General features: G+C 52.6%; 21 protein-coding genes. 6 read left to right on the forward strand and 15 right to left on the reverse strand.

Features of this window, described 5'->3' with window-relative positions; genetic code table 11:
• Positions 1–1,124 precede the first annotated feature (1,124 nt).
• The gene (locus AC3Y2E_RS06985; protein WP_379208554.1) at positions 1,125–2,444 is read right to left on the reverse strand and encodes an extracellular solute-binding protein; all 1,320 of its coding nucleotides are present in this window, start codon (positions 2,442–2,444) and stop codon (positions 1,125–1,127) included.
• Between the two features lie 359 nt (positions 2,445–2,803).
• Here AC3Y2E_RS06985 and AC3Y2E_RS06990 point away from each other — a divergent pair, with 359 nt between their 5' ends.
• Positions 2,804–2,968 (forward strand): hypothetical protein, encoded by a 165-nt coding sequence (locus AC3Y2E_RS06990; RefSeq protein ID WP_190932194.1) that lies wholly within the window; start codon positions 2,804–2,806, stop codon positions 2,966–2,968.
• Between the two features lie 161 nt (positions 2,969–3,129).
• On the opposite strand, the gene AC3Y2E_RS06995 is transcribed toward AC3Y2E_RS06990, so the two are convergent.
• The gene (locus AC3Y2E_RS06995) at positions 3,130–4,077 is read right to left on the reverse strand and encodes a helix-turn-helix domain-containing protein (RefSeq protein ID WP_379208557.1); all 948 of its coding nucleotides are present in this window, start codon (positions 4,075–4,077) and stop codon (positions 3,130–3,132) included.
• Between the two features lie 105 nt (positions 4,078–4,182).
• Here AC3Y2E_RS06995 and AC3Y2E_RS07000 point away from each other — a divergent pair, with 105 nt between their 5' ends.
• Positions 4,183–6,216, forward strand: coding sequence for a putative phage tail protein (locus tag AC3Y2E_RS07000; RefSeq protein ID WP_379208559.1), 2,034 nt, complete (start codon positions 4,183–4,185; stop codon positions 6,214–6,216).
• A 127-nt stretch (positions 6,217–6,343) separates the two neighbouring features.
• Here AC3Y2E_RS07000 and AC3Y2E_RS07005 read toward each other — a convergent pair whose 3' ends face one another.
• The 4 genes from AC3Y2E_RS07005 to AC3Y2E_RS07020 all read right to left on the reverse strand — a co-directional run bounded on the left by AC3Y2E_RS07005 (position 6,344) and on the right by AC3Y2E_RS07020 (position 8,903).
• Positions 6,344–6,760, reverse strand: a complete 417-nt coding sequence (locus AC3Y2E_RS07005) for a MarR family winged helix-turn-helix transcriptional regulator (protein ID WP_379208561.1) — start codon at positions 6,758–6,760, stop codon at positions 6,344–6,346.
• 212 nt (positions 6,761–6,972) lie between these two features.
• Entirely contained in the window at positions 6,973–7,890 is a 918-nt protein-coding gene (locus AC3Y2E_RS07010; RefSeq protein WP_379208563.1) for a DsbA family protein, read from the reverse strand.
• A 19-nt stretch (positions 7,891–7,909) separates the two neighbouring features.
• Positions 7,910–8,224, reverse strand: a complete 315-nt coding sequence (locus AC3Y2E_RS07015) for a winged helix-turn-helix transcriptional regulator (protein WP_379208927.1) — start codon at positions 8,222–8,224, stop codon at positions 7,910–7,912.
• A gap of 253 nt (positions 8,225–8,477) precedes the next feature.
• Entirely contained in the window at positions 8,478–8,903 is a 426-nt protein-coding gene (locus AC3Y2E_RS07020) for a PH domain-containing protein (RefSeq protein WP_379208566.1), read from the reverse strand.
• Positions 8,904–9,036: 133 nt separating this feature from the next.
• Between AC3Y2E_RS07020 and AC3Y2E_RS07025 the strand changes: the two genes are divergently transcribed.
• Positions 9,037–9,423, forward strand: a complete 387-nt coding sequence (locus AC3Y2E_RS07025; RefSeq protein WP_379208568.1) for a glyoxalase superfamily protein — start codon at positions 9,037–9,039, stop codon at positions 9,421–9,423.
• Positions 9,424–9,624: 201 nt separating this feature from the next.
• Here the strand turns inward: AC3Y2E_RS07025 and AC3Y2E_RS07030 are convergent, their stop codons facing one another.
• Positions 9,625–10,689: a CobW family GTP-binding protein gene (locus tag AC3Y2E_RS07030; RefSeq protein ID WP_379208571.1), complete on the reverse strand. Its 1,065-nt coding sequence runs from the start codon at positions 10,687–10,689 to the stop codon at positions 9,625–9,627.
• 244 nt (positions 10,690–10,933) lie between these two features.
• Here AC3Y2E_RS07030 and AC3Y2E_RS07035 point away from each other — a divergent pair, with 244 nt between their 5' ends.
• Positions 10,934–11,134: a hypothetical protein gene (locus tag AC3Y2E_RS07035; protein ID WP_379208573.1), complete on the forward strand. Its 201-nt coding sequence runs from the start codon at positions 10,934–10,936 to the stop codon at positions 11,132–11,134.
• A 186-nt stretch (positions 11,135–11,320) separates the two neighbouring features.
• Here AC3Y2E_RS07035 and AC3Y2E_RS07040 read toward each other — a convergent pair whose 3' ends face one another.
• The 3 genes from AC3Y2E_RS07040 to AC3Y2E_RS07050 all read right to left on the reverse strand — a co-directional run bounded on the left by AC3Y2E_RS07040 (position 11,321) and on the right by AC3Y2E_RS07050 (position 16,350).
• Positions 11,321–12,979, reverse strand: coding sequence for a methyl-accepting chemotaxis protein (locus AC3Y2E_RS07040; protein ID WP_379208575.1), 1,659 nt, complete (start codon positions 12,977–12,979; stop codon positions 11,321–11,323).
• Positions 12,980–13,609: 630 nt separating this feature from the next.
• The gene (locus AC3Y2E_RS07045; protein ID WP_379208577.1) at positions 13,610–14,980 is read right to left on the reverse strand and encodes a sulfatase family protein; all 1,371 of its coding nucleotides are present in this window, start codon (positions 14,978–14,980) and stop codon (positions 13,610–13,612) included.
• 83 nt (positions 14,981–15,063) lie between these two features.
• On the reverse strand, positions 15,064–16,350 hold the full coding sequence (locus AC3Y2E_RS07050) for an ABC transporter substrate-binding protein (protein ID WP_379208580.1): 1,287 nt from the start codon (positions 16,348–16,350) through the stop codon (positions 15,064–15,066).
• 585 nt (positions 16,351–16,935) lie between these two features.
• On the opposite strand from AC3Y2E_RS07050, the gene AC3Y2E_RS07055 reads away from it, so the two are divergent.
• Positions 16,936–17,757, forward strand: a complete 822-nt coding sequence (locus AC3Y2E_RS07055; RefSeq protein WP_379208929.1) for an AraC family transcriptional regulator — start codon at positions 16,936–16,938, stop codon at positions 17,755–17,757.
• Between the two features lie 225 nt (positions 17,758–17,982).
• Here the strand turns inward: AC3Y2E_RS07055 and nrdR are convergent, their stop codons facing one another.
• Positions 17,983–18,456, reverse strand: coding sequence for a transcriptional regulator NrdR (gene nrdR / locus AC3Y2E_RS07060; RefSeq protein ID WP_190929458.1), 474 nt, complete (start codon positions 18,454–18,456; stop codon positions 17,983–17,985).
• A gap of 448 nt (positions 18,457–18,904) precedes the next feature.
• Here nrdR and AC3Y2E_RS07065 point away from each other — a divergent pair, with 448 nt between their 5' ends.
• Complete coding sequence (locus tag AC3Y2E_RS07065; RefSeq protein WP_190929457.1) at positions 18,905–19,126, forward strand: alpha/beta-type small acid-soluble spore protein; 222 nt, start codon at positions 18,905–18,907, stop codon at positions 19,124–19,126.
• A gap of 76 nt (positions 19,127–19,202) precedes the next feature.
• On the opposite strand, the gene AC3Y2E_RS07070 is transcribed toward AC3Y2E_RS07065, so the two are convergent.
• From AC3Y2E_RS07070 to mutM, 4 genes are all read right to left on the reverse strand, one after another.
• Positions 19,203–19,775, reverse strand: coding sequence for a lytic transglycosylase domain-containing protein (locus tag AC3Y2E_RS07070; protein ID WP_190929456.1), 573 nt, complete (start codon positions 19,773–19,775; stop codon positions 19,203–19,205).
• Entirely contained in the window at positions 19,772–20,368 is a 597-nt protein-coding gene (gene coaE / locus AC3Y2E_RS07075; protein ID WP_379208584.1) for a dephospho-CoA kinase, read from the reverse strand. Before coaE ends, AC3Y2E_RS07070 begins: the two co-directional genes overlap by 4 nt.
• A 78-nt stretch (positions 20,369–20,446) precedes the next feature.
• Complete coding sequence (locus tag AC3Y2E_RS07080) at positions 20,447–21,199, reverse strand: MntP/YtaF family protein (protein ID WP_379208586.1); 753 nt, start codon at positions 21,197–21,199, stop codon at positions 20,447–20,449.
• Positions 21,200–21,294: 95 nt separating this feature from the next.
• A complete protein-coding gene (gene mutM, locus AC3Y2E_RS07085; protein ID WP_379208588.1) occupies positions 21,295–22,152 on the reverse strand; it encodes a DNA-formamidopyrimidine glycosylase in 858 nt (285 codons plus the stop codon).
• Between the last annotated feature and the right edge of the window lie 35 nt (positions 22,153–22,187).

Genomic DNA, 22,187 nt, shown 5'->3' on the forward strand with positions numbered 1-22,187 from the left:
ACAAGGTTAGCAAGGTTAGCAAGGTTAGCAAGGTTAGCAAGGTTAGCAAGGTTAGCAAGGTTAGCAAGGTTAGCAAGGTTAGCAAGGTTAGCAAGGTTAGCAAGGTTAGCAAGGTTAGCAAGGTTAGCGAGGGGAGCTGAGTAGCGAGGCTGTGGTCGGCAGGTAGCGGGGCTGCGGGTAGCGGAGTAGCGGGTAGCGGAGCAGGGCCCGGCTTCGCAAAAAATACAAAAAACCGTCCGGTAAAAACGACCGGACGATCCTTGACGTGCAACCCATACGTTGGTGCGCGAAAGGAAACGATTACCTTCACCTCCAGCCGTTCGCCCTCAATCGTGTTGGTTGCAGGAGGTTTAGGGTCACAACATAGCTTCTAATGCGGTGCATAACAGCTTTTTAACGGACAGGGGCGCGCTCAGCTTTGCTGCAAACACAATGCGTACGGCCCTTTTACGAAAAGTTCTACACCGAGCGATGTTTCGCTCCATAACGGCGAACAGTTGAGCAAAATAAGAGTCTTTGGCATGTTCTAACCTCGGCTTATTCGTAAAAACGGGGCGAATAGAGGCGGTTTGCACCCCTTATTTCCACCACCGGATAGGGTCTACACCCTTTTTGCCGATTTTAAGAGCCCCAAACCGCTCCTATTCCGCTATTTTAGCGAGTTTCGGACAAAATAACGGCTGCAAACGAGACTGTCGATTAAATGTGTAGAAGTGTTATCTGGCCGTTCCAAGTGAAAAGTTGCCTTCTTCTTCTCAGACAGGTTGTCCGGAATCCCTTTATTTAAATGGAATGTAAGGTTTGGGATTGCAGACAAAACTCGCCAAAAGGCAATCTTTTCACTTTCCACTCGGTTGTTCATAATGAATCGACAGTCTCGCAAACCACTCTTAACCGGCTCCTCCCAGCTCCGGTTCGCTCCCGCCTGTAAACAGCATACAGCGCCAAACGGCCATTATGAACGACCTGCAGCGTGCAGCGCCTGCCGGTTCGTCACGAACCTTTATCCAAGGGCAAATGTCCCTGCGCAGGCAGCGGTATTTCTTCGTTTAAAATGTTGCCGTCGCCCCCCGCCCTTCCTGTACCCTTGTTCGTCCGCCGAAACTAATGCCGCGCCTCATGACTTACTTGTTTTTCTCAGCCTCGATCCATTTGTTGGCTTCTTCTTCACTCTGCCGCATGAACGTGTTGATGTCGATGGTGCCGTTCCGGACCTGGGCGAAATTTCGGTCGATGATCCGTTTGATTTGATCGTCGGTTTTCGTTTCGTCGCGCACCGGGGCGGGTTTGCTTTTGAAGATGGCGGCAATATTTTTCCCTTGCAAATAAGGAATGTCCGCCCCGAGCTGCTCCTCGATCTGCCGGTTGTCCAGCGCGGAAGCGCGGCCCGTCTTGCGCGCGCTGATCAGCTGCACCTCCTCCGAGGTCACCACCTTGATAACGCGTACAGCCTCCTCTTTAAACTCGCTCGTCCGCGAAACCATGATTTCATGCAGGTCGACCGGCGGGGCGACGTGCGGCTTTTCTTTGTAGCTGGGAAATTCGGCCAGGTTCCACCGGAAGCCTTGACTGGACGCTTGCTTCAGCAGCGGAAACAAATTGATCGTGCCGACCATCGCCAACGTCCGGTCCTCCGTAAAAGCTTTCGCATAAGACGGCGATTTCTGGTTGCCGGGAATGTCTTCAAACGTTTTCATCAGCTGGAATACGTTTTTCCAAGCGTCGTTGTTAATGGCCGCCTTGCCCGTGCTTTTGTCGACGAAGGGCAGAGACAGCGGGTACCCGAGCCAGTAGGGCATAAAATAATCGTATCCCTTGTACTGAACGCCTCCCTCCGTACGGGTCATTTTACGGGAGATGGCGAGAATGTCTTCCCAGAACAGGCCGTCCTTCGGATAATCGACGCCGAATCTGTCGAACAGCTCCTCGTTGTAATACAGCGCATTGGTATTGGTCGCGTAAGGCAAGCCGTACACTTGTCCGTTATCGGCAAAAGCTTCAACCACGCCCGGCCGGAAACGGCCCAAATCAATCTCGTGTTTTTTCAGAATCGGCAAAATGTCGGTAGTAAGTCCCAGCTCTTTGTACTGATCCTTGCTTGCTCTCGACAGGATGATCAGATCGGGTACCGTCTTGGCGGCGATCAGGTCCTGAATTTGCGTGCCCGTTCCCGGCCGAACCAGGTCGACGGTAAGGTGCGGATATTTTTTCTTCAAGGGCTCCGTCACCAATAACCGAAAATCATCGTCATACAAATAAGCTTCGCTCGCCAGCAAAGTCAGACGAACCGGCTTGACCGCCGCCTGCTCCTGCACCTTCGAAGGAGCTGCCTCCGGATTCGCACCCGGCGTCCCCGTTCCCCCTTCCCGGCTGCCGCAGCCGGACAAAGCAATGGCCCCGACCAATACGACGGCGCTTGATGCCAACAACGAATTTCGTTTCATGAATGTTGCCTCCCCTTTTTGTAGGTTCTTCGACGCCCCGTCTCTTCCGGAAGCGGATGCGGACCAGGCCGGCATTGGATTTAGATTTCAGTAATCGATTACCCAACAGCCCGATCTGGAATAATCATAGGGGATAATCCGGTTCCAAGTCGTTGTCATTATCGTCGCAAGTTTTGCAATAATAGACAACAGAACCCCTTCCATACAGCGGAAGCCGCGGCGTATTCGCACAAATGTCCCACCTCGGGAACGACATACCTTTCTACTCCCCGGGAAGCGCACTGTCTCTTGGCGCGTATAAAATAGTTCAGACCGTGGCAGATTAATCCTTGTCGCAAAACAAGGAAGGAGGTGCCAGTATGACCAATTCCCAAAACGGACCGACTAAAGCAGAAGTGCAATCGACCGAGCTGAACAAACTGCCCGTTCCGGGCGAGAACGATACCGAGTTTTCCGCGGAGGAAGCAGCCGAAGTGTTTCAACAAAATGGAAACGCCGAGCTTGAATCCGAGAATGAAGAATAAGGGTTTGATACATACGCAAAACCTGCCTCCAATTGAAGAGGCCATGGAAAAACTTACATTTTTCTGTATTGGCGGTTACCCGGGATTGTAAAGCAAAAGAAGACATCCAACCCTATTCCGAGGGCGGATGTCTTCTTTTTTTCTTTCATTAGAAAACGCTTTCAAACCGATTGCAAGGGGTCGCCGCCATGGACGAGTACGGACTGCGGAGCTTTTTTCCGCGACGTTTTGTTGGCAATCATCCGCGCATATTCGGTCGGAGCGAAGCCGGTCGCTTTTTTGAAATGCTTCGAGAAATAATGAACGCTGCTGTAGCCAAGCTGATCGGCGATTTCCGTGATGCTGTACATTTTCTCGCGAATTTGCCGCTTCGCGTACTCCAGCTTTAACTTGCTGTAATATTCCATGACCCCGGAGTTTGTCCGGCTTTTGAACAAATTTTTCAGAATCGTGCTGCCGATCGCAAACTCGCTGCATATTTGCTCGAAAGACAGGTTGTTTCTGACGTTGTCTTTTAAATACAGGGCAATCCGTTCGAACAAGTCCTCGTTTCTGATGGCTAGCAGAGCCGACTCCGGCCTTGTTTTGCCGGTCCCGGCCGATCCTTTGCGAATGAGGCGGATCAGCAGCATCTCCAGCATGTTTTTGATCATTTGCTCGCTGCCGAAAAGAGAACCTTCCTTGCGCTGCGGAACCATCATCTTGGGATGGCCGACAGGCGGATCGAACGCTTCTTTTCCTTCCGAAATCAGCTCGTAAAGAAGCTCCTGCTCGGTCTGCTCCAGATGAAGCACCTTGCCCCTGAAATAATCGACGGCCGGCGAATGGCAGACGAACGACATAATAATCAGGTTCGGAGCGGTCCCGTTGACCGCATAACCCGTATGGTATTCATTCGGCGAGTAAAAAATCATGTCGCCCTGGCTCAGACGGTTGCTCCCCTGATCGGTGATGAGGACCACTTCCCCTTTATCCACATAAACGAATTCCCAGAAATCGTGCTTTTCGCCGGAAGCCTGAAAATATTTCGGAAGCTCCATATACAGAAACGAGAACAGCCGTTCAACGACCACTTCTTCCTTCAACCGCAGCATTCCGCTATCCGTCACGAGACCGCCGCCTCCTCTGGCTGATTTTGCAAAACTTGCGACTATCTTTGCAAATACCGTTTGCGATTTCACCTGTATTATACAAACAAAAAGGAGGTATTGTATATGAACGATCATCAAGCCGACTGCGCTCCGATACTGTGGAGCCGACGAAAAGTGCTCGCTTCCATGGGCATCGCCGGAGCTGCTTTTGCTGCGGGAAAATGGGACAACCTTGCACTTGCCCAAGGCGTACCGGAATCGGTTTATGGCAAACCGCCTTCAAAGGGCTCTCCGTTTTCGCTTTGCGACGATACGGTCCGGAAGGCAGATACGATTGAGGAGCTTCTCGCTTGGCCGGGTTCGAGCCCTCCGGCCGACGGTTTTGTCGCGGAAGCGTTAGGCTACTATGCCAAAGGAGACGGGGGAGGCGGGCTGCTGTATTGGGATGCGGCCTCCGCAGAGCAAGACAACGGAGGCACCGTATTCCGGCTTGCCGGGACGACCGGGCCCGGCCGCTGGAAGCGCCCCGAAGACGGGAATCTGTATCCGGCGCAGTTCGGGTGCGATCCATCCGGCACGACGGTGGACGATAACCGGCTGAATGCGCTGTTTGCCTATGCAGCATCCGTTCGCAAGGCTGTCTATGTAGCCCGGCACGAAGTGTTTCGTTACCGCAAGCTCGTCTTTCCGAGTTATCTCACCTTGATCGGCGAAGGGACCTTGCTGCTGGACGACAACCAGAGCGGCTCCAATGCGGAGCCGAGCATCCGGGGCGGCAATGCGGCGCAAAACCAGACGACATATCCTTCGACCCGTGTCGGCGATATTTACGTCGGGGGAATTACGTTTGACGGCAATTTGAGCCATCAGGCGGCGGGAGCGAAGCTGACCGGGCTGCAGTTTTGGGCGATCGCCGGCTTGACGCTGGACCATACCCGCTTTGTTGGCTGGGCGTGGATGGGCCTCCGCGTGCTCGGCTTGCTCGGACCGGTGACCGACCCGGAAGCGGCTCCGGAGGCTTTGGATTACTGTACGAACGTTTTTTTGCGAAACGTGCATGTTGAGAAGTGTGGTTATGCCGGCGTTCAGTTGTATTGCGTCAAGCACGGGGCCGTTCTCCATTCGACGGGTTACGATACGCCGATTCTCATTAATGGCGATGTCGAGCTGCGCGACTTCCACATCATGGATTGCCAGTCCGTCTGTGATCACGTGACGACTCCCTTCCCCGCGTTTACGATCGACCAGGGGTCCCGCTTTTGCTCGATTACCGACTGCTCTGCCTGGGGTCATCTGGCTTGCACGTTCGTCGAAGCGGCGTTCGACATTCTCGTTGCCCGGAACAAGGCGTACCGCTGCACAGGGAACGGCCACTACGCCTATCCTTCGTCCATCTACGGAGTTCCGCTGGAATCGGGCAGATTGGTCTACGTGGATAATGAAGCGCACGAATGCTATGACGGCTTCCGCATCGGAACGACCAATACCGCTACTCGTCAGGTAACCTGTATCGGCAACAAATCGTACGGTCATACGAACCCTTATTCCAGCGGATTTCTCCTGATCAACATCGCCGGCATCGCGTTCGAATCCAACCATACCTCCGGCACCTTTACGGGCGTCAACGCGATCTCCGTAACCGGCATGACCGGCGGAAGCAACCGGATCTACGGCTCCAGCGCCGGCTATCGCCTGCAAGCGGCCGGAAGCTGGCAGTTGGAAAGCGATACGCTGAGCGGCGGCAGCTCGGCGCACATTTACGTTTATAACACCGCCCCCTTGAGCGGACCGGTTCTCTTTCGTTCCCCCTGCCTGGGAACCGGCAATCCGGTTTACAAGGACGGAGCCGTCTCCCCCGGACTGCTGCAGGTGATCGATTACAGCGTCGGAGGCAATGCCCCTCTGACTTCCGTCACGTTCGCCTCGGCTGACGTAACCGCCCGATCCGCCGTCTCTCAAACGTTTACGATCGACGGAGCGGAATACGGCTGGCAGATCGAAGCGATGCCGCTTACCGATATCGTTCCGCTTCTTGCAAGCGCTTGCGTAAACAGCGCCGGCTCGGTTCGCGTCACCTTGCTCAACCCCGGGGATTCGCCTGTAACGGTGCCTGATAGTGCGATTTGGCTTCGCGTCGTCCGCCACTTGGTGAAATAGACGCGCTCCTTTGAAAGAAGCGCATACAAAAAAAGGTGCAGCCTCCTCCCGTCTCGGAGCGGTTGTACCTTTCTTGCTTCAAAGCGCTATATATGCGGCCTTGCCCGAAGGCAGTCAGCCGCTCCTCTCATTCGACAATCCGATCCATCAGCTCGTTGACTTGCTTGAACACGTCCGCGATCGTGCGCAGCTTCTGCGGCGGGATCCGCTTGAATATTTCGCTCACCTTCTCTTCCCCGGCCTCGGTTAAGGCGACCATCACCACACGACGGTCTTCCTTCGTCCGAGTCCGGCACACAAGCCCCTGATCCTCCAGCTTGTCGCACATCGAGGTCGCCGCGCCGGCCGTAATGAAGAAGCGCTCGGAAATATCGGTAATCCGCATGCTACCGGTCAATTTCAAATCCATCAGCAGCGTGATATGATTTTGCGACAACACGTCATTGCGCGTCAACAGCTCCACAAACGATCTCGATTTTTGCTGCACCTGCCGCATCTCCGACATAACGGCCTGTATATCGATATAATCCGGGCGATCCTCCACGGTTTGAACGGCCCCCCTTTTTTATTTGAAGAGTTATATATTCAACTTCTTAAAATATATAGAACCGCTACCCGTTAGTCAAACGAAAGCATCCTTATGCATGACTTTTTTTACAACAGCCGGAAATTGGGTTAGCCAAATAAATGCCAAAAAGCCCCCTTACTCCAGTTGCAGTAAGCAGGGCGCCCTCGGCTTCTATTCCATACCTAGCTTTATGTTCGCTCCAAGTAGACTTCACCTAACATTTCTTTCACGGAGCTGCTTCCCGCCAGCAGCTTTTGTTCGATATAGGAACTGACCTCCTGCTGCTCCAGATCGTACAGAACCTCGATTTCTTTGGAAAACAGGCGTCCTTCCTTCTGCAGCAGCTCGTCCAGTTCGGGAACCGGCTTCGCTTGCAAGGATTCGGTCTGCAGCGCCTGCTTCAGTCCCGCAACGTAAGTGTCGAGCGGCCTTGCCCCGACGATCTTGACTCCCTTCCGCTCTTCGTTCACGAGTACGATCGTCGGAAATCCGCGAACGCCCAAAGACCGGGATAACGCAAAATCCGCCTCCAGCATCGCCTGCGCCTCGGGGCTGCCTGCTTCCTCTACGATCGCGGCGCCGTCCAGTCCCATCCTATTCACGATATCGGTTAACACCTGGTCCTGCCCGATATTCCGATTCCATACAAAGACGGCTTCCCGGGCTTTGCGCAGAAATACGGAGGCGAGCTTCTCGTCTTTTTGCTGAATCACCTTATAGACGCGGGACGGCGGATACGACGACAACACGGGGTTATCGAGCCATAAGGAACCGTCGATCGGCATACGCGAATGCTCGCCGACCTCCCTCCAATGCCCCGCCACATCGGCAGGACGGCTGATTCCGTTGCCGGCGTCGGCGAAGCCGTTCCAGCTTGCGAGCAGTCCCCCCATCACCGTGCGGAACTGGACGTAGTGCCCGTACTGCGTCTCAAACCTCCGCAGTACCGGCTCCAGCGCCCAGCAGTGCGAACAGATCGGATCGGTTACATAATAGAGCTGAACCTGGCGCTGCGGCTCGTTCAAATCGATTGTCTCCACAGCGTCTTCGCCGGGATCGCCGCATACTCCCGTTTCCAGATCGCATATCATATTGTTGTTGTTCATTGTACGCTCCCCTTTCAAGTTATCGGTCACGATATTGCAAGGCCCATTGTTGAACCGGCCCAAGCGCCGCTGTCAAAGCCCGCCCCTTCTCCGTCAGCCGGTAGGTGATGACGACGGCCGGCTCGGCCGTTACTTGTTTCTCGAGAAACCCGTTCTCGGCCAGCTCGGTTAATTTCAAAGAAAGAGCTCTCGGCGTGATATCGGGCAAGTCTTTCAGTATCTCCGAGAAATGGGCGGCACCGTCCGGGCACAGCGACAAATAGTGCAGGATCAACCCGTTCCACTTCTTCCCCAAAATGCTGAACGCATATTCCAGGTACGGACAAACTTGAATAAGTATCGCCCCCTTATATACTTAGTATATCAGATATAAAAAATATATCAAGTAATCATCCCTCTTTCACCCGCTAGTTCGTTGAACCCTCGAATTCACTTACAGCTCGATAATCAGTTGCTCCACTGCGCAAAAAAACGTCCCGCCTCCTTCAACCAAGGAGATAAGACGTTTGGGCATCCGCGATATTCCGTTCTGACCAGTCCGTATAGAAAGCCTACGCTGCCGGCAAGGCGCCGGAACCGTACTCTGACTAATCGGTTATAGTGATTCCTTGGCATCGTTTCTGGAGTTCCCGCACAAACGATGTCCGGTCTGATGGCGATAAATAGATCATGTCGTATTGGCCATAATGAATTTCTACCCGGTCAGCGGACAGCGCAAAGCTGGATATCCACGAGCGGACGGAGCTTACTTTCCTGATGCTGTCGTACGGGATCATTTTGCGGAAAGGACCGCTTCTTACCTGAATTCCGGAAGCCGTCGTCACATAATAGGTCCCCAGCCAGATCCAGGCCATAAATCCGGACACCGCAAACGAAAGAGCAAATAGGACAGCTCCACCGAGAAGCCCCGCCCCTCCCACGAATAGCGGCGACAAGCCGCAAAACACGCCTAGGGCTGCCGTCATCCAGATGACGATCGATAACCAGAGATCTTTCTTCGATCCATACTTCAAGAACCTTCCTCCTCCCGGATGCACCACCTTCTTCCATTTTAGATGAAGATTCCAGATGCAACAAGGGAACGGCGGATGTTTTGCAGAATACCAACCTTTGTAGACGAATAAGCAAAGGAGAAGAAGAATGCCTATGGACCGATCTGCTGCGGCAATGAAACAGATTACTCCGATTTTGCGTATGTTCGACGAAGCGAAAGCGAAGCAATTTTATATGGACTTTCTCGGGTTCCGGATCGATTGGGAGCACCGGTTCGAGGACAACCTCCCGCTGTATATGCAAATCTCCCTCGGCGAGTGTACGATCCACTTGTCCGAACATCACGGAGACGGCTGCCCCGGCTCAGCGCTTCGAATCGCCATGACCGGGATCCGCGACTACCACGCCGCTCTGCTGGAGAAAAAGTACAAGTTCGCGCGCCCCGGACTGGAGACCGCACCGTGGAACGCGCTCGAATGCACGGTTCACGATCCGTTCGGGAACCGGCTTGTGTTTTATGAGCCGGTGGAGGGAGCGTAGATTGGGCAAGTTGGCGATGACGGGATTTCATCTGATGCAAAGCGAAAAACCTTTACCTCGCCGCGGTTCATGGATGCGGGGTAAAGGTTATCTTGCCACTTCGTCTCGGTCTTGCCGACAGATTGCGCGCTCCCTGTAAGCCGCCGTCGTCAAACGCCGAGCAACTCGTACCGCATGATTGCAGGTGATACGGGCAGTCGCTTAAGACTCGCTCAAAGCCCGAATGTCCAGCTCCAGCTTCACTTTGTCGAAGTGCTCTCCGATAAAGACGGCCACATCGGGAACGACGCCCTGAGGCATAATTTTCATCAGATCGAGCTGTTTGTAGGCGTACTGAAACATAAACCGGGAGGCGGTGTCCGTGAACGTCAAAATGCCTTTGGCCCGGTATACGCCGTCAGGCAGGCGGCCCATCATCGCTTCGAACCGTTCGCTGTCGATCGGACCTTCGAAATAATGCGTATACGCCATCACGTGCTCATGGGTATGGTGGTGCTCGGGATGATGCGACGGTTCCGAGCATTCCGAATGATCGTGTTCATGTACATGGTCATGATCATGGTCATGGTCGTGAGCCGCTCCGCCACAGCCGCACGAGGGGCCCGTCTCATCGGAAGCAGCAAGGACGGAACCGTGATTCGCCGCAGAGCCGCCTTCGGCGGGTTCCTCCAGCAGCCCGATCCCGATCTCCGCTCCTACCGTACGGTAGATCGGGGCGTATCCGTTCCATTCGCGGACAAGCCGCTCCATCTCCGCCGTGTCCGCTTCCGGGAGCAGGTCGGTTTTGTTCAGCAAAATGACCGAAGCGCAGCTAATCTGCTCCTTCATAAGCCGGTACGTCGAACCTTTTCCTTTCCCCGCCCACTCCTGCAAATGCCCGGCATCCACAACCGTGACGATCCGCCTCAGTTCGACCCGCTCCAGCATCGACGCATCCGTCACCGCATCGATAATCTCAAGTGGATTGGCCGCACCCGTCGATTCGATCAGGATCATATCCGGATCGTGCTCCTGAATCAGCTTCAGCAGCTCCGTACCCAGGTCGCCCCGCACCGTACAGCAGATGCAGCCTCCAAGCATCTCAGCCATACGCACGTCGTCCCCAAGCTCGATGCCGTCGAAGTTCACTTCGCCCAGCTCGTTCATCACAACGGCCGGCTTGCGGCCTCCCGCTTCCGCCGCTTCCAGCCATCTTTTCAATAAGGTCGTTTTGCCGCTGCCGAGAAATCCGGATAACAGGTAGACTGGTGTCGGGTTTCGTTTCATATAGGTTCACCGTTTTCAATTAGAAGTATGTTGGATAAAGTTGAACGGGCGACCAAATACTTTTTCGTTCGGATCAGTCAAGAAAGGCGATTCGTCCGTTCAACTATTAATTTAACATTAAAGAGTTACACCCGTTTTGTCAAATTAATAGTAATAATTATCATTAAATTCACGCCGCCCATCAAATTCCAAGCATGACGGTCCGAAAGCCCGGGCAATATACGGGAAAAAGGAGGGCTGCCTGATGGAACACGAAGAAATCGAAGCGCTTGAGCCAAAATATACAGGCAATATACGGCGCTTAACCGAAGGCGAAGCATATGCGATCAAAAACGATCCCAATTACCGCGGAACCGATGACGATAGTTTGCTGGAAGACATTCCGGCCGTGCTGTTGACGGGACTTACAAATACGCGGAGCAATTCAACGACCAACGGTTTATAAGTTTTGTTTAGTGGATTTGGGGCTTCTCCAAATCATTTGGCGATTTTATTAGCTTCACGCAGAACCGATTCCCCCCGAGAAAAGGACCTCAGCCTCCACGTTACCGTGGAAATTGAGGTCCTTTCGTTTGCAAATGGCAACATTCCATGTCATATGAGCACTTTCGGGACACCGGTCTCCAGATTCTCAGGCCGGGCCGCTCTTGGAAGAGACATTCGTCGCACTCACTTTAAAAAGAGACAGCGAGGCGTTCAACTCTTCCGCCGACTGGGCCAGCGAATACGAGATCGCCGCCGTTTGCTCCGAGGCTGCCGCCGCCTCCTCGCTAGTGGCAGCGATCGATTCGACCGACTGCATCACCTCGCCGGTTTGAGCGGATTGCTGTTCGCTCGCCGCAGCGATTTCGGCTACTTTCAACATGCATTCTTGAACTTTGCCGATAATATTGTCAAACGCTTTCCCGGTTACAACCGATTTCTCAACACCGTCCGCTACCGATTCGACGCTTTGCTTCGTGTTGTACTGCATGCCCTTGATAATTTGCGTAATCTGCTTGGTCGCTTCGCTGCTTCGTTCCGCGAGCTTGCGGACTTCTTCGGCGACTACCGCAAACCCTCTTCCTACCTCGCCTGCACGGGCAGCTTCAATCGCAGCATTCAAGGCAAGCAAATTCGTCTGTTCGGCTATGTCGTCGATCACCTCGATAATTTCGCCGATCCGGCCGGAGTCTTGTTCGAGCCGCGCCATCTGTTCGCTCACACGATTCATGCCGTCTATGGAGGCGGTAACCGCCTTGCCGCCCTCCATGGCGGTTTGCGAAGTTTCGCTCGTCAGTTCCGCCGCCTCTTCCGCTTTGCCCGCGACGTTATCGATCGCGGCGGACAAATCCTTGAACAACTCGGCGATCGTTTGCGAAGCATTCGCCTGGGTCGTACTGCCGCTGGCGATCTCCTCCGTGCTGGCGGATATTTGCTGGGAAGCGGCCGCTACGCTTTGGGCCGTCTGCGAGATTCCCTCAATCAGCAGCTTCAGCCGGTCCACCATCGCATTAACCGCTACGCCCAGTTGGCCGACCTCATCGTTTGTCCGGACCTGGATCTGTCTCGTTAAATCTCCCTCCGCAATCTGTTCCACGTTGGTGGCGATCTCGGCCAGCGGTCTGGTCAAGCTGTTGGAGAATACGGTGATAATCACCCCTCCTGCAGCAACAGCAATCACCAGCGTCACAATAATGACGTAAAAGATCTCATTGGCACCCTTGTTAAAATCGCTCATATATGTGCCTGCGTTAACAATCCAGCCCCAGTTCGGCTCCATCTCCGAATAGTTGATTTTGGGAGCCGTCGTAGTCGGATCGTCCGGCAGCGCCCATTCGTAGAATACAAAACCGCCGCCGCTCTTCCCCTTCTTCACGATCTCTTGTCCGAGCATAACCCCGTCGGGTGTTTTCGTGTCCCAGAAATTTTGACCTTCCAGTAACGGATGGGCGAGTACATTCGCTTTATCGTCATATATGAACATGTAACCGCTCTCGCCAAGATCGAACTTTTTGTTGATCGGGCGTTTGCCGTCGGCAGATTTGGCGCCGAGAATTTGCTGCTTGACCGTTTCTTGCGCTTCTTCCAGCGGCAGCTGCCCTTTTTTCACTTGCTGATGCAAAGTATCGATCATCGCTATTACATAACGGACATCATTTTTGAGTTGGACTTGACCGCCAAGATCCAAGCTGGCTTTCGATTGATTATACGCGATCATGCCGATGACAAGACTCGGCACAAGAAGGAGCAGCGAACATAGCAAAATTAATTTGGTACGAATCGTCCGGAATCGGAACAGGGATCTCATAGTTGCAAAGTCAGCCACCTTTATGTAATAGTCGGTCTGGTTACGAATGCTGTACAGGTCTGACAGGTGCCATGCCATATGGCCTCTGGATGAAGAGATTCTAGTCGTTTTCCGCGGCTTAGACGTCTGAACGGCCCGACAACGAATAAGTCCGAAATGCTGGAATGCTCTGGTTTACCGGCAGCACTTTCGCCGATCTTAACCAATTGTTTTTATTTTCCTCCTTCCGATTGAGATGATCTCACGAATCAGATCACTTCTCGACATAATTCGATATATTTCGATTATTTTCCACATTTCAACCTTATAGTACATGAACATATACCTATTAATCAAATGTTTTTTGTCGATATTTGGAGCAATTATTTCTCGAGCGAGGATACCGCATGATCGCGTCAAAAGCGATAAGCGAAGACGATTGGGCCTGGTTAGATCCCTGCCCCTGGAAGGTACAATTTATTGCCGGCTAACGCGTTCGGCTCTGCCTGAACCTAAACTTCATTAAAAAAAGCCTCCTGAACAAGGAGGCAATGTCAAGTAATTTCTCGGTTTTGTTTACAGTGCTGATTCCATGGGCTCGAATTTCGCGATAGATGCCGCACGGAAGAACGCCTAGCCGTACCGTACCGGTCACTTCGTATACCGAGGATCTCCGATCCTTTGAAGCCTCATTCTCATCTCCGCCTCAAGCTCGTCTGCGACATCCGGAAGCTGTTCGAACCTATTTTCAAGCTGGTACGGGTCTTCGACGTTATCAAATAGCAAACGGACTTCTTGATCGTCTTGTCCAGCTATAACGAATGTATAACGTTCTGTCCTGAGACCCCGGCTGCCTTGACTCCAATCTCCCGGATTCAACTGCATATAAAGAGCGGCATCCGGCCGGGGCCCATCTTCGCCAAGGATCGCTTTGGCATAATTCTCGCCTTGTACGCCGGAAGGAATCCGGTCTCCGCAGCCAAGCAGGGAAAGGATCGAAGGCATCAGGTCAGGCGCACTCAGCATCAATCTGCGCTCCCCCGGTTCAATTACCCCTTTCCAGCGAATGATAAAAGGAACGACCATACTTTCTTCGTACCAGACCGATTTGCCCATACGACCGTGGCTCCCCATCATCTCCCCATGATCCGAGGTAAAAATAACGATCGTATCTTCGGCCAATCCGGCGGTCTCCAAAGTTTGCAGCACGCGGCCAATTTGGTCGTCCACGCCGGTGATCATGGCGAAATAGTTGCGTGCGTCCCGCTCCAGCTGAGCCGTCTTTTCCTGAACGTTGACGCGCGCCAGCAGCTCCTCCTGTGAATACGATTCGTACATTTTTTTGTAACGGTCAGGGACCATATGAAAGGGCATATGCGGCGGATTTGGCGACCAGAACAAGGCAAACGGTTTATTCCGATCGCGCTTCTCATTACCTTTATTCAGCAAATACTCTGAAATAATGTCCGCTTCGTATTCCGTGGACCATTGCGAAACGTCGATACGATCCTCTACCCGGTCACCGGACCAGTAATGAGGCTCATTATGATTATCGCAGCAGCCGTACGAATGCCAGAACCGGAATCCGTGTCTGCGCTCCCTGGAAGTGAACGCATCCCATATAACGCCATTATTGCGACGAGGCTCCAAATATTCGTAAGGCTCCTCGGGCGGGTCCAGATGCCACTTCCCTACGTAGCCTGTTTCATAACCTGCGGCGTTCAGCACATCCGAAAAGCAAATTTCCTCCTGCTTTAACCACACCCCATACCGGTTATTTGTCGAATTGCAATTGGAGGTAAGGCCGCTTGCAAACGGATATTTGCCCGTCATCAACATGCCGCGGTAAGGCGTACATACCGGATAATTACTCACCACATCCCGCAGGACGAGTCCTTCAGCCGCCAGATTGTCAATGTTCGGGGTCATCACCGGGTCCTGCTCCATAAACCCCATCGATTGTGCGCGGAATTCGTCGGGAAATATAAACAACAGATTGGGACGTTTTTTTATGTCTGGCATTAGTAAAAGTCTCCTAGTCTCCTATGCATGATAAAAAAATATATAGACGGCGCGCCCTGCATTGAGCCGGACGGACAGCTTTGTCACTTCATCGCGGCGATATCCTTGATCGCCTGCTCCTCAGCTTCCCGGAGCGCTGTATTGACGTCCTTCTTCCCTTCGGCCACAGCCGTATAGGCCGCAGTCATGTGCTTGGAAATCGCATTGTCGTACTTGGTCACATAGGATGGCACCGGCCGTTTACTCGGGAAAAACGCATTCAAGTTTTTTCCTTTGAACCGGCCCGAATCTTTATCGAGCGACTGAATGACGTCCGGCGTGGTCACGACCGGAATGGCCCCGCCCTTGGCAAACTTTTTCTGCACTTCGTCGGAGGTCAGGTGCGCAAGCAATTCGAATGCGAAATCTTTGTTTTTGCTAGTGCTGGCGATGTTCCAATACGTCCCGTATCCTTGCGGACCTACGCCCGGCGCGTCCTTAAAGGTCGGCATCGACACCATGTCCCAGCTGTCGAAGTCCCATTTTCCCGACTGATACGCCATCATCGCAACGACCTTTTCTTTGTTGAACATATCCGTATTGACTTTTTCGTTGCCGGGAATTTGTTCGAATCTCACGAAGTTTTCGAAAAACATTTTGAATTTTTCGTTATTTACCGTCATTTTATCGGCCTTCAGGTCGTAATAGGACAGCGATAGCTGATTGACATTGTACATAAACGGATAACGGGTCGCGAATCCATAGTACTTGATTCCGGAATCGGTGCGGGTCATTTTTCTGGCCAGCTCATACGTTTCGTCCCAGGTCATGCCGTCCTTCGGATACGGTACGCCGAACTTGTCGAAAATATCCTTGTTGTAAAACAAGGCAACGCCGGCGTTGCTGACTGGCAAACCATATATTTTTCCGTTGTCCAGCTGCCGCTGAACATCGATAAACGTAGAATCGATCCGGTTCAAATCATAGTGGTACTTTTTAATGATGTCGGAGATGTCTCCGATCAGTTGGGCTTCGAGCAATACAGGATACGAGAAGACGGAGTTCATGATAATATCGATCGGCTGGCCGGAGGCAATAATGTTCTGAGGCTCCATGCCTTTGCCGGTAGCTACCAGCTGGATCGTCAGGTCCGGATATTTGGCCTTGATTTCTTTACCTTGGTCGGTATCGAGGAACGCTTCTAACGTCGCCGTAGAGTTGGACGCGTTGTAAATAACCAGTTCCTTCGGCTGAGCGGCCTTCGGTTGCTGCACTGGCGATTTGGCGTTCGCATCCTCCGTTTGCGCAGGCCCGCCCTCCTTGCTTCCCGCTCCGCATGCGGCAAGCAGAGAGATGCCTAATACCGTTGACAATAGCTTGACTGATTTCATGTGTATTTCTCCCCTTTTAAGTTGTATCCGCTTACAACATGAAAATCAAAATATTTTCCTTTTGCTAATTCAATCGATTCCTTCTTCAGATATTTCTCTTATGCCTCTTCTTCGCCCCCTTAAAGCATCCTTCAACAGGCTGTCCAAAAGGTTCCAGTTGACCATAACCGGGTAACCGGCTCGAATGCTCCGTTCTATCCGGAATCACATAGTGGCTAAATCAGTTCCAAGCTGAATATGCAGGCTATCAAGGCATCCTTGCGTTTGGCCATCAATCGGCTCGGTCTCCTCCGGGCCGTCCTTCAGATCATACTCCCCGTGTCGCCCATACGGATACCGATGCACTTGCTGCGGATTATGCGTACAAATCCGTTTCTTTTGTCATAATCTCACTCTAGCATCGTTATCTTGGCTGTTGAAAACGCCTTCTTTCTTCACCTTATTGAATATAGTACAATGAGATTCGGAGGTTGTATGCAACGAAAGCGCTTTTTTTTGTAATAATCCTGCTTTTATTCAGAAGAGGTGATTGGGTTGGATTCTGCCTCATTTTCGACTAAAACGTTCGTCCATACTCCAAGCGAGATGGCAAAAACTTTTTTATTTTACGTGCTGGATCTGGGGTGGTTCGAATGCCGGCCGGATTACCGGATCCGTCGTACGTTTTTCCCGTATTCAATCCGGTATGTGATTGATGGCAAAGGATATGGGGTTTGGAGAGGGAAGACATATGAGGTAGGGACGAACCAGATCTTGTTTCTGAATTTGACGGAAGAACATGAATTTTACGCCGATCCCGACGATCCGTGTAAAATCTTCTGGGTCCGCTTCGGCGGCTTACAAACAGCGCATTATCATCAGATGCTGGAATGCGACAAAAATCCGGTTCTCGATATTCGGAACGCTCGATTAATGCGGCAGTTGTTCGAAGAATTATTCGTTCTGTTCGAACAAGGTGCGCCTGGCTTTGAGGTGACGGCATCGTCGCATATAACCAGAATTTTGACGGATGCCGCTGTCACGTATATGGAGGGGAATGAATCACCGGGCGGCAGGCCGTCGCATAAATATCCGGAAACCGTTCACCAGGCGATTCGATATATTGTGAATAATTACCAAGAACCGATAAAAATCGAGGACATAGCGAGCCACGTCCACTTAAGTCCTAGCTACTTCTCCCGTTTATTCAAGCGGGTGACCGGGTGCACGGTCACCGAATATCTCATTAAATACAGGCTGCGGATAGCAAAGGAGCTGTTGACCGGAACCGATGGCTCTCTTGGAGAAATAGCGCATACGGCCGGCTTTTGCAGCCAAAGCTATTTTTCGAAAATGTTCAGGCAGTTCGATGGCATGACGCCTCTTGAATACCGCCGGTCGATTAGAATGGATCTAGCCTTGCTTTGAAGAACTTTGTACTCTTCGAAATGGAGGCTGGACTGCCGACGTGTGACCGGGCACCGCGCGCGGGGGGAGTCGCGCGCGGCAGGCCCACCGGGTTTCCGATGTTTTTCTTCATTTGTGTTCGGATAGCGAGCGGGCTGCAGCAGGATTCACTCCGTGCTGCAGCCCGCCGCTTTGCAGCAGCCGCCATTGGACGGACTGCCGTTTATCGTCTTCAGTATGTCGTTGCTACTTGCCGGTTGGGTCGGTATGCTTGCCCAGCAATTGGGTCAGTTCCTTCATGAACATGTTGATGTCCTTGAATTGACGGTATACGGAGGCAAAGCGGACGTAAGCCACCTCGTCGACCGGATATAACTGCTCCATAACAATCTCCCCGATATCCCGGCTCGCCACCTCGGCATGAGCCTGGCTGCGCATTTCCTTCTCGACCTCGGAGACGATCGCTTCAAGCTGCTCTACCGACACCGGCCGCTTCTCGCAAGCGCGGATAAGCCCTCTGAGCATTTTGTCGCGGCTGAATTCCTCCCGGCTGCCGTCCTTTTTAATGACGATCAGCGGCGTTTCCTCGACCATCTCGAACGTGGTGAACCGCCGTTGGCATCTCTCGCATTCCCGGCGGCGCCGGATCGATTTGTTGTCGTTTGCGGGACGGGAATCGAGTACTTTCGTTCCGGAATAATCGCAAAAAGGGCATTTCATGACGGCTTCCCTCCTGAGACTTTTGCCTCTCAAGGCAAAAGTTACTTCGTAAGCATCTGCTGAGCAATTGCCTATAGGCAATTGCTTACTTCGTAAGCATCCACTGACTTTTGCCTCTCAAGGCAAAAGTTACTTCGTAAGCATCTGCTGAGCAATTGCCTATAGGCAATTGCTTACTTCGTAAGCGTTACTGACTTTTGCCTCTTAAGGCAAAGTCACTTTCGTAAGCACTCCGTTCCTCAACATCTCACCAGACATATGGCGAGGGCGCGCAGGCGTGCAATCTCTTTTGATAATAGTGTTCTCAAGCCCAGCCTTGCCTAGCTGCTTCAACTCCCGCAATCCAACCTTCTAACGGAGTCGATAGCACATTACCATTCACTACCTGTTATGAACTGCCGGAATACGCACATAATACAGTTACAATCAAACAAGGAGGTGAAACGACATGGCACAAGGATCCCGTTCCAGCAACCAGCTTGTAGTTCCTCAAGCGAACGCCGCTCTCGACCAACTGAAATATGAAGTAGCTCAAGAGCTTGGCATCGCGATTCCACAAGACGGTTACATGGGTAACATGGCTACTCGTGACGCCGGTTCGATCGGGGGCAACATCACCCGCAGACTGGTACAAATCGCCGAACAACAGTTGTCCGGACAAGCTCGTTAATTTTATGTATCCTATCTGAGAAGTGCCGGGTAAGCTTCCTAGCCGAAGCTTGTCCGGCATTTTCCCATTTATTATATCATGCCGGGAACTGGTATTTGTACAGATCGACATATTTATCATAGTAATATAACACTCTTTGGATATAGTGCCGGGTTTCGCCAAACGGAATTTGGTCGACGTTTTTTAACGTTCCATCCCAGGTGCCGTTGTCCAGCCACTTCCGGGCATTGCCGGGTCCTGCGTTGTAAGCGGCCAGCGTGGCGATTTTGTTGCTGCCAAATTGATTATACAATGAATTTAAATACCAGGCACCTACTTCGATATTAACGTCCGCCCGATGCAGCAATTTGGACGTTTCCTCCGCATAACCGGCCTTCTTGACGATCCATTCGGCGGTATCCGGCATAAGCTGCATCAGGCCGATTGCTCCTTTTTTGGAAATTTTCTCGGGATTGTAGTTAGTTTCGACACGAATAATAGCGGCAATCAGAAAAGGGTCAACCTCGTAATTTTGGGCACTGATCGTAATGTCCTTCTCATAGCGGATCGGATATAACAACTTGCCCAGCCAATCCGAATTATAAAACAGCAACACGAGAAACAAGATGAACAGAATAGCAAATACCCGCTTTTTGCGTAATACTTTCATCCCAGTCCCTTTCTTGTCCAATATTGGTTGATCTGCCGTTCCGTCTGCTCCAACGTTCCGCTGTTGTCGATAATCGCATCGGCAAGAGCACGCTTGTCATCGATCGGCATTTGCGCAGCCAGCCGCCTTTCCGCCTGTTCGGCCGATATTCCGTCACGCTCCATCAGACGGACCAGTTGCAGCTCCCGGGGTATGTATACAAGCAGCGTTTCCTCAAACATAAACTCCAGCTTCGATTCAAACAATAGCGGAACGTCCACCACGACCAGCTTGTCCGGCGTTAGGCGGTTCGCTTCCTCCATCCGCTCCTTCATCGTCGCCCGGATTTGGGGATGAAGAATCGCTTCCAGGTCTTTGCGCGCTGCTTCCTCCTTGAAAACGATCTCCCCGAGAGCTTTACGGTTCAAGCTGCCGTCTTCATTCAGCACCGATTCGCCGAATCGTTCCGCCACGGCACCGAGCGCCGGAGCGCCAGGGAGTACGACCTCCCTGGCAATCTGGTCGGCATCGATCAGAATCGCTCCCCGCCGGACCAACATGGCGGCTACCGTGCTTTTGCCGCAGGCGATGCCCCCGGTTAATCCGATATTCATACGTTTCTACACACCTTTACTTCGTATTGGTCATGTTCATAGCGCACTCGGACAACTCCGATTAGTGAACAACCCGGGTTACATTAACTTCATAATCCCCATAGCAATCAGGATGCAGCCGGGAAGAACGGCCAGCCTTTGCAGCCACCGGGTATCCGCAAACGTCAGCCCAACCCGGAGCCCGAGCGTAATAAATAATCCGCTGGCCACCGCGATGACAGCAGCCGTCAACACCGGCGCGAAGCCGATAAATGCGGCACCGATTCCCGCTCCAAACGCATCCAGCGACAAAGCAACGCCGAGCAGCACCGCCTCCGAGGAAGATATGTAACCGGATCGGTCTACGTCGGCGAGTGACGGCGTACGCAATATTTCGATTACCAGTCCCATCCGCTTCATCTCGATCCGGAGTACGGTGCGAATTCCGCCTTCGTCGGCTTGAGCCTGAGCTTGAGTCTGCTTGGCTTCCGCTTGCAGCGAAACTGCCGGTGTCCCTGCTCCCATTCGGACGGTTTGCGGATCAACGGTAGCTGGTGTCAACGAATCTTGCCCGCTGTCTTGGCGCTGCCTCCACATTTGAATAATCGCCCATATTCCGATTCCGATTAAAATGACGGCCCCCATCGCTTTGGCAAAAGCAGGCGGCAAGTACCGGGCGGCAAAGGCACCAATTTGCATCGATGCAAAAATAACAAAGCCCGAACAAACGGAGATAATCGCGATCGACAGGAGAGGAATCCGGATTTTCCTCAAACCGTACATGACTCCGACACCGAAACCGTCGAGGCTGACCGCAAGCGCCAAAAAGGCGAGGGAAAGAAAAGGCAGCATAAACACCCTCCTGTTCAAAAGCTTTCTCGTCAATGACCGTAGGTACGATCATCGTATGAAGCTTCTTCCGATAAGGTGCCGACACTGCCGGTATTTCAGGTGTGCTTCCGTGCTATGCGCTTCGGCTTCAAAACCTGGCAACTCGGACAGAAATGAGTGCCCCTGCCTACAAGCACAGTCTTGACGATCGCTTCCCCGCAGTGGGGACACGGCTCGTCCTTGCGCCCATAAGCCGCGAGCTTCTGCTGGAACATCCCCATCTCGCCTTGTCCGTTCACGTATGATTTGATCGAAGAGCCTCCGGCCTCAACGGCCTCCAGCAGCGTCGATACGATAGCGGCGTGAAGCGCCTGAAGCTCCGTTTTCGTAAGCGATTCGGCGGGGCGTTCCGGATGGATGCGGGCTTTATGAAGAGCCTCGTCTACATAAATATTACCGAGACCGACCACGTATTCTTGATTCAGCAAAAGAGGCTTGATTTTCGTTCCTTTACCTGCAACCGTATCGCGGAACGATGCGTAGCTGAAGCTCTCGTCAAGCGGCTCTATGCCGAGCTTGTTCAGCGGAGGCTGGCTCAAGTCTTCGCCCGGCTTGAACAGATGCATCGTACCGAACTGACGCACGTCTTTGTAGCGCAGCTCGGTTTCGTCCGTGAAATGGAAGACGACATGGGTATGTTTTTCCACCGCTTCGCCGGCCCTATACACCCCATACCGCCCCTCCATCCGCAAGTGCGAAACAAGGACAAGACCGTCAAGCAAAATGCGCAAAAATTTCCCGCGCCGCTCCACGGTTTGAATCGTGCGTCCTTCCAGCATCGCGCAAAACACCGCTTTGTCGTCGGGACGCTGAATGATTCGCGGCAGATGAACGGCTACCGAGCGGATTGTTTTACCGGCCACCAACTGCTCCAGCGTTCGGCGCACCGTCTCCACCTCCGGCAATTCCGGCATGGCGTGATTCCTCCCTCTTGTTGTGCTCTTGTAGT

The sequence above is a fragment of the Paenibacillus sp. MAH-35 genome, from assembly GCF_058135425.1.